General features: G+C 36.7%; 1 protein-coding gene. It reads left to right on the plus strand.

Annotated features, from left to right (window positions below):
- Positions 1–66 precede the first annotated feature (66 nt).
- The gene (locus tag A6E03_RS03480; RefSeq protein ID WP_065600175.1) at positions 67–1,140 is read left to right on the plus strand and encodes an endonuclease domain-containing protein; all 1,074 of its coding nucleotides are present in this window, start codon (positions 67–69) and stop codon (positions 1,138–1,140) included.
- The last annotated feature ends 20 nt before the right edge of the window (positions 1,141–1,160 follow it).

Here is a 1,160-nt window from a genome sequence, read left to right on the forward strand (position 1 = left end):
AAATTCAGTTAGGTCTGTATAGTAGCAAACGTGTTATGCAGGCGTTATACCTAATTAGAGGAAATTATGGCACAAGAAGCAGCAGATATAGAAAATAGACCAGAAGAGTTATTTAAACTTCCTAATTATGGTTGTTTGCCATCTGGTCGTTTCCAAATAGATCTAAATGGTGCTCTCGGAGATTTTTTGGGTAATGATCTATTTGATCTTGATGGCAATCAACCGATAGAGGGCAATATACTGAAATTGACTGATGGTCTGATTAATGTAAACCCATCTGATGAAGCGATTGATTTTTATCGTGAGCGTGGTGATGATTTTCAAATGATTAACGTAGTGGTTTGTTGCTATGCATTTGAAGAAAGAGATGGAGAACTTTTTGGGCTTCCATACCATGTTTCATTAAGACCCGCGCAAAAAAGAGGACTACCATCGACAGTCGGAGTGGATTGGATCGATAAAATTGACTTGGAGCGTATTTTAGATGGTAAGCCACATTATATGGGATTCAATCCATTTTCAAATGCGTTTGGTTTGCATTGTGTTGGTGAAATGCCAATCAATGAACAAATGTGCTCAGATGTAATTGGCTTTGTTTATAACACTTATTTTCTTGCGTCAAAATACAATAAATCAGATGTTTTAGATCCAGGTTTATGTACATTGCTACTTGGTGAGAGTAAAGCTTTACTAAATGATTACCGGAAATTTAGGTTTTCTAGATACTTTAAACCATTTGATAATATCGAACCGGTCAAAATTTGGGGGTGTGACTCCCCAATAGAGCTTTTCTTGCTTCAAGCTATGCATAGTTTAGGGTTAAAACCTACAATTCAAACTCATATTCTAACTGATGGTTCAATTTTCCCAACTTTGCAAACAATGTGGGAAGGTGGTGTTAGAACTAAAGCTTTAAGCAAGACAATTACTGAGGCTGACTTTTACTTTGCTGAGCAGCGTGTAGCAATTTTTGTGGACTCTGTAGCTCATCACTCTACTGAAGAAGCTATAGCTAAAGATAAAGCAATTGATGAAAAGCTTGAAGCTATTGGAATTCGCAGTATTAGAATTACGGGTCCAGATATTATGAGTTCGCCAATAGAATGTGCTCAGCGTGTCTTCAAGAACATCGAAAATTAGGTATAACAAATGCATCAACA

The organism is Aliivibrio sp. 1S128 (assembly GCF_001691065.1).
Taxonomy (GTDB): Bacteria; Pseudomonadota; Gammaproteobacteria; order Enterobacterales; family Vibrionaceae; genus Aliivibrio.